Here is a 6,270-nt window from a genome sequence, read left to right as displayed (position 1 = left end):
TTTCGCGGCCGGCGTCGATCGTCGCTTCGGGCTTGCCGGTATATTTCTTGACGATCCACTTGCCGTCTTTTGTGACGAGACTGTCGATGCCGACGACGACGCACTGGCGGCCGAAGGCGTCGGCGAGTTCGGCGATGAGGTCGGGGCGTTCGAGCGCGGGCGAATTGACCGAAATCTTGTCGGCGCCGCGTTCGAGCACGCGGGCGGCCTCGTCGCGGCTGCGGATGCCGCCCGCGACGCAGAAGGGGATGTCGATCACGGCGGCGACGCGGTGGACCCAGGCAGTGTCGACGCCGCGGTCCTCGGCGCTGGCGGTGATGTCGTAGAACACCAGTTCGTCGGCGCCCTCGTCGCGATAGCGCAGCGCGAGGTCGACGATGTCGCCGACGTCGCGATGGTCGCGGAACTTGACGCCCTTGACGACGCGGCCGTTGGCGACGTCGAGGCAGGGGATGATCCTAGCGGCTGGCATGAAGCGCCTGTTTCACGGTGAAATGGCCTTCCCACAGCGCCTTGCCGACGATCACGCCGGCGGCTCCGGCCTGCTTGAGGTGCGGCAGGTCGTGGAGTTTGGCGACGCCGCCCGATGCCTGCAGCGCGACTTTCGGCCAGGTGTCGGCGATCGCCTCGATCAGGGGCAGGTTGGGGCCGGTCAGCATGCCGTCGCGGCTAATGTCGGTGACGAGCAGGTGGCGGACGGCCGGGAAGAGGTTGAGGACATGGTCGAGCGTCTGGCCCGAGCCCTCGGTCCAGCCGTGGGTCGCGACCATGGCGTGCTTGCCGGCGCCTCCAGGTCCTAGCCGGACGTCGAGGGCGAGGGTGAGGGCTTCTGGGCCGAACTCGTCGAGGAGGGCGGTGAAGGCGGGGGGGTCGTTGACCGCGAGACTACCGACGACGACGCGCGACACGCCAGCATCGAGCAGGGTCGCGACATGGTCGGGAGAGCGGACTCCGCCGGCGACCTGCAGCTTCAATCGCGCCGACTTGGCCAGCGTTGCGAGCAATTTATGTTGGCGCGGTTCCTTCGCCTTCGCCCCGTCGAGATCGACGATGTGCGCCCATGCCGCGCCTTCGCTGGCGAAACGGGTCAGGGCGGCGGCGGGCTCCTCGGCATAGCTGGTCTCGCGCGCGAAGTCGCCCTGCGCGAGGCGGACGCAGCGGCCGGCGATGAGGTCGATGGCGGGATAGAGGATCATGCGCTCAGGAACGCCTTTAGGAAGGCCGCGCCGGGGGCGGCGGAGCGTTCGGGGTGGAATTGCGCGCCCCAAAGGTGACCGCTGCGCAGGGCGGCGGGGAGGGGTGCGCCGTAGGTGACGCGGGCGGCCGTCGCCGGGCCGTCGTCGCAGGCGAAGCTGTGGGCGAAATAGACGTGGTCGCTGGTGGCCAGGCCAATTCCGAGCGCGGCGTCCTCAATCCGCGTCCAGCCCATGTGCGGGACGGGGCGGCCGGGGGCGGCGGTCATCGCGCGGACGCGGCCGGGGACGAGGGCGAGGCAGGGCGTGTCGGCTTCGTCGGATCCTTCGAAGAACAGTTGCATGCCGAGGCAGATGCCGAGCAGCGGCTTGGTGCGGGCGCGGATGGCGTCGACCAGGCCGAGGGCGTGGAGCCGCTGCATCGCGTAACCCGCCGCGCCGACGCCGGGGAGGACGAGGCGTTCGGAATTAGCGACCGAGGTCCTATCCTTGACGAGTATCGGTTCCGCTCCGAGGCGAGCGAAACCGAGGCGGATCGATTCGACGTTGCCGTAGCCGAGGTCGAGGATCGCAACGTTTCCAGAGGGGTTTGGGCTCACAGTACGCCCTTGGTGCTGGGCAGGGCATCACCGCGGCCCTCGATCGCGAGGCCCATGCGCAGCGCGCGGCCGAACGCCTTGAAGCAGCCTTCGACCTTGTGATGGTCGTTGTCGCCTTCAACTTTGACGTGGATCGCGGCGGCCATCGAGTCGGCCAGGCTGCGGAAAATGTGGGGGACCATCTGCGTCGGCAGGCCGCCGACGTCGGGGGTGTCGAACGTCCCCTCGAATTTGCTGAACGGGCGGCCGGAGAGGTCGATGAGCACTTCGGCGCGGACCTCGTCCATCGGCAAAGCGAAGCCGAAGCGGCCGATGCCGCGCTTGTCGCCGAGCGCCTGGCGCAGCGCGGTGCCGAGGGCGAGGGCGATGTCCTCGACGCTGTGGTGCGGGTCGATCTCGAGGTCGCCGGAGCAGGCGAGGGTGAGTGAGAAGCCGCCGTGCGCGGCGACCTGATCGAGCATGTGATCGTAGAAGCCGATGCCGGTGGCGATCGAGCGTGGCTCGGCGCGGTCGAGGTCGATCGCAACGGCGATGCGGGTTTCCTTGGTGTCGCGGACGAGTTCGGCGCGGCGGCTTGGGCGGGCGCTTTCGGTGAGACCGAACACCGCGAGCATGGCGGCATTCTCCGCTTCGGTGCCGACGGTGACGCGCACCCCGCCGGGCGCGGCGTTGGGGCGGAAGCGAAGGCGGATTCCCGCCCGGGCGAGGCGCTGGGCGAGGGCGGCGGGGTCGGCGACTTCGAGGAAGAGGAAGTTGCCGCCGGTGCGGATCGACTGGATTTCGGGGACGGCGCGGAGCTGATCGGCGAGGGTCTCGCGGTCGGCGCGCAAGCGCGCGATGCGATCGGCATGGAGCGGCATCCGCTCGGGAGCGAGCGTGTCGAGGGTGGCCGCGATCGACAGCGACGGCAGCGGGTAGGGCGGCGAGCAGCGGGCGACGAGCTCGATGATCTCGGGATCGGCGATGAGGCAGCCGACGCGGGCGCCCGCCAAGCCGTATGCCTTTGATAAGGTGCGCAGGACGAGGAGGTTGCCGCCGACTTCGGGGACCAGGCTCGAGGTGTCGGCGAACTCGATATAGGCTTCGTCGGCAACGACCAACGTATCGGGCAGGGTGGCGGCGATGCGGCGGACGTCGGCGGGGTCGACCGGGGTGCCGGTTGGGTTATTGGGAGTACACAGGAAGAGGAGTTTGGGCTTGGCGTCGGCGCAGGCCGCCAGCACCGCGTCGGCGTCGAAGCGGAGGTCTTCGGTGAGGCGGGCCGAGATGACGTGGGCGCCCTGCACGCGGGCGAATTGGGCGTAAGCGGAGAAGGTCGGTTCGACGATGGCGATGCTGTCGACGCCGGGCCGGCAGAAGGCGCGGATGAGGAGGTCGATCGCATCGTCGCTGCCGCGCGTCGCCCACAGTTGCGCGGGCGCGCAGCCGTAAAGGTCGGCGAGCCGCTGACGGAGCGCGGCGGGTTGCGGTTCGGGATAGCGGTTGACCGAAGCGGCGTGCGCGCCCGCAGCGAGCGGCAGAAAGGGATTTTCGTTGGCGTCGAGCTTGATCGACCCGCCGATCGGCGCGCCAGCCGCCGCCGCCGCCGTGTCGGTCGGGGGAAGAGCGAGGATTTCGGAGCGAGCGAGACGCTGGGCGAGGCTCATGCGCGAAGTTCCGCAGCGCGGGCGTGGGCTTCGAGGCCTTCGAGGCGCGCGAGGGCAGCAGCAGGCGCGGCGAGGGCGCGCGCGGCGGCGGGCGAGGCGCGCTGCACGCTGGTTTCCTTCATGAAGGTCAGGGTCGACACGCCGCCGACTGCGAGCGCCGCGCCGTCGGTCGGGAGGACATGGCTCGACCCGGCGAGATAGTCGCCGAAACTTTCGGCCACGCTATGCCCAACGAAGATCGCGCCGGCGTTTTTGCATAATAACAAAAGTTGTTCCGACGCATCCGTTGCGAGCGACAAATGCTCGGGGGCATAGGTGTTGGCGATTGTTGCCGCTTCGTCGAGCGAGGCGCAGCGGATGGCGCGGACCGGCGCGAAGATACGATTGCCGATCGCCGCGATCTGCGCCGCGACCGCGCGCTCGACCGCGTCAATCAAGGCCGGGTCGGGAGTTACCAGCAGGACTTGCGCCTGCGGGTCATGCTCGGCCTGGCTCAGCAGGTCGGCGGCGACGGTCGCCGGGTCGGCGCTGGCGTCGGCGATGACCATCAACTCGCTTGGTCCGGCGGGAAGATCGATCGCAGGGCCACCGGGGAGCGACGAAACGAGCGCCTTGGCCGCCGCGACCCAGGCGTTGCCCGGCCCGCAAATGCGCGCCACCGCCGGAATGTCACTTCCCGTTAGTGATTTGGCCGTTGGTGATTTGGCACCGAACGCCAGCGCGGCAATCGCCTGCGCGCCACCGACGGCCCAGACCTGCTCCACCCCAACCGCCTCTGCGGCGAGCGCGATCGCCAGATTGAGTCCACCGCCCTTGCGCGGCGGGGTGACGACGACCAACCGGTCAACCCCCGCGACTCGCGCCGGGAGCCCGAGCATCAGGAGCGTCGAAAACAACGGCGCCGCGCCGCCCGGGACGTAAAGACCGGCGCTGGCGATCGGGGTCCAGCGCTTGGCGACGCGCAGGCCGGGCATCGGCTCGGTCTCGACGTCGGCGGGCCGGGTCGCGCGGTGGAAGGCGTCGATATTGCGCACCGCAAGTGCGAATGCGTCGAGCGTCGCGTGCGGAAAGTCTCGACGGGCCTGATCGGCAAACGGTGCCACGGCGATGGCTTGCGGCGTTGCGCCGTCGATCAGCTCGGCGTGGCGGACGAGCGCCGTCCAGCCCTCGTCGCGGACGTTCTCGACGATCGTCCGCACGCCGGCTAGCAGCGTCGCATCCTCGCGCCCACGCGGCCGGGCCAGCGCCCGCTCGCGCGATGCGGCTTCGCTCCACTCATACCGCTCGATCACAGCATCATCTTTTCGATCGGCATGACCAGGATGGCCGAAGCGCCCGCCGCCTTCAATTTCTCCAGCGTTTCCCAGAAGACCGATTCCTGGCACACCGCCTGCACCGCATAATAGCCCGGGCGGCCCGACAGCGGCACCACCGTCGGGGCATCGGCTCCGGGCAGGATCCGCGCGATTTCGATCAGCGCATCCTTGGGGGCGTTGAGGACGATATACTTGCTTTCCTGCGTCGCGATCACGCCGTTGATTCGGGTCAGCAGGGCGGTGGCGCGCTCGGCGAGGTCGGGCGCAACGGGCTTGAGGGTCCGCACCAATACCGCCTCGCTGGCGAAGACCGTCTCGACCGCCGCCAGCCCATTGGCCTCCAACGTCGCGCCGGTCGAAACGAGGTCGCAGACGAACTTGGCGATGCCGAGGCGCGGGGCAAGCTCGACCGCACCTTTCATAGTGACGATTTCGGCGGCAATTCCGCGTTCGGCGAGGAAGCGGCCGAGCATGCGCGGGTAGGAGGTGGCGATCCGCTCTCCCGCGAGCAACCCGGTCGAGTAAGCGACATTCTCCGGCGCGGCGATCTTGAGCGTGCAGCGACCGAAGCCAAGCGCAGCGACGGTCTCCGTGCGCGGCGCGTCGTGGCCGAGCGCGTCTTCCTCGAGCACGTTCTGGCCACAGATGCCGAGTTCGCACACGCCGTCGCCGACGAAGGTCGGAATATCGTCGTCGCGCACGAACATCAGGTCGAGCGGGAAATTTTCAGCGCGGGCGGTGAGTGCGTTCTTGCCGCCTTGGAGCTTGAGTCCGGCGCCCTTGAGCAAATCCTTGCTCTGGTCGGACAGGCGGCCCGATTTCTGCACGGCGATGTGCAGGCGGCTGCGGTCGGTGGTCATGACGGGTCTTTCAAACGGTCGAGGAGCAGGCGGTAGCCGCCATTCTGCTCCTCCTTGAGGAAGCGCGCGACGCGAACGATAGTGGTCGTGCTGACCCCGGTCGCGTCGTGGATTTCGCGATAGGTCAGGTGGCCCGCGTCGAGCAGGCGCGCGACCTGCCAGCGCTCGGCCAGCGTGCGGACTTCGGCGGGGGTGCACAGATCGCGGAGGACCAGGCGCGCCTCGTCGTCCGATCGCAGGGAAGCGAGCGCGGTGGCGAGGCCCTCGGTGGGACGGCAAGGAGGATCGGGTGTCATTCTGTTACAGCGTGATAGAACAATAATACGAAAGGTGCAAGCTTTTCTTATCGGTGCGAGGCGAGGCCGACGCGACGATCCAGCGGCGTGGAACTGGATTACTCCGCTGCGTTCCCAACGACGAGGCTGAAAAGGCCATTGACAAGCGTGATCGTGAACCGCCATTTGCGCGCCATGTCGATCAACTCGCTCAAGACCCTGACCTGGTGGCGCTCCTCGCAACGATGGCGCGCGCGCGGTTGATTCTCGTCGATTGACGATGTCCTCGGGTCCGCGTTTCGCGGGCCTTTTTTTTCGCCTCAGCTACGAGGAAGACCAATGATTATCGTCATGAAGCCCGATGCCCCGACCGAGGTCGTC

Annotated in this window: 7 protein-coding genes; all 7 read right to left on the bottom strand. The window is 68.4% G+C overall.

The window, feature by feature from the left end; genetic code table 11:
• On the bottom strand, positions 1-472 hold a 472-nt coding region (gene hisF, locus RMN84_RS04940; protein ID WP_309611087.1), incomplete at its 3' end, for a HisA/HisF-related TIM barrel protein.
• The gene (locus RMN84_RS04935) at positions 459-1,196 is read right to left on the bottom strand and encodes a 1-(5-phosphoribosyl)-5-[(5-phosphoribosylamino)methylideneamino] imidazole-4-carboxamide isomerase (RefSeq protein ID WP_309611086.1); all 738 of its coding nucleotides are present in this window, start codon (positions 1,194-1,196) and stop codon (positions 459-461) included. The genes RMN84_RS04935 and hisF, both read right to left, overlap by 14 nt.
• A complete protein-coding gene (gene hisH, locus RMN84_RS04930) occupies positions 1,193-1,792 on the bottom strand; it encodes an imidazole glycerol phosphate synthase subunit HisH (RefSeq protein ID WP_309611085.1) in 600 nt (199 codons plus the stop codon). Before hisH ends, RMN84_RS04935 begins: the two co-directional genes overlap by 4 nt.
• Complete coding sequence (gene hisC, locus RMN84_RS04925; RefSeq protein WP_309611084.1) at positions 1,789-3,438, bottom strand: histidinol-phosphate transaminase; 1,650 nt, start codon at positions 3,436-3,438, stop codon at positions 1,789-1,791. The genes hisH and hisC overlap by 4 nt, the downstream gene beginning before the upstream one ends.
• On the bottom strand, positions 3,435-4,730 hold the full coding sequence (gene hisD / locus RMN84_RS04920; RefSeq protein WP_309611083.1) for a histidinol dehydrogenase: 1,296 nt from the start codon (positions 4,728-4,730) through the stop codon (positions 3,435-3,437). Before hisD ends, hisC begins: the two co-directional genes overlap by 4 nt.
• Complete coding sequence (gene hisG, locus RMN84_RS04915) at positions 4,727-5,614, bottom strand: ATP phosphoribosyltransferase (RefSeq protein WP_309611082.1); 888 nt, start codon at positions 5,612-5,614, stop codon at positions 4,727-4,729. The genes hisD and hisG overlap by 4 nt, the downstream gene beginning before the upstream one ends.
• Positions 5,611-5,910: a YerC/YecD family TrpR-related protein gene (locus RMN84_RS04910; RefSeq protein ID WP_309611081.1), complete on the bottom strand. Its 300-nt coding sequence runs from the start codon at positions 5,908-5,910 to the stop codon at positions 5,611-5,613. The genes hisG and RMN84_RS04910 overlap by 4 nt, the downstream gene beginning before the upstream one ends.
• Positions 5,911-6,270 lie beyond the last annotated feature (360 nt).

The sequence above is a fragment of the Sphingomonas sp. genome (assembly GCF_031380695.1).
Lineage (GTDB): Bacteria > Pseudomonadota > Alphaproteobacteria > Sphingomonadales > Sphingomonadaceae > Sphingomicrobium.
This window is presented reverse-complemented; position numbering and strand designations above follow the sequence as displayed.

What these genes read in the sequence shown, in the direction of transcription:
- RMN84_RS04935 (WP_309611086.1), bottom strand. Translation starts at nt 1,196, where the DNA reads ATGATCCTCTATCCCGCCATCGACCTCATCGCCGGCCGCTGCGTCCGC.
- hisC (WP_309611084.1), bottom strand. Translation starts at nt 3,438, where the DNA reads ATGAGCCTCGCCCAGCGTCTCGCTCGCTCCGAAATCCTCGCTCTTCCC.
- hisG (WP_309611082.1), bottom strand. Translation starts at nt 5,614, where the DNA reads ATGACCACCGACCGCAGCCGCCTGCACATCGCCGTGCAGAAATCGGGC.
- RMN84_RS04910 (WP_309611081.1), bottom strand. Translation starts at nt 5,910, where the DNA reads ATGACACCCGATCCTCCTTGCCGTCCCACCGAGGGCCTCGCCACCGCG.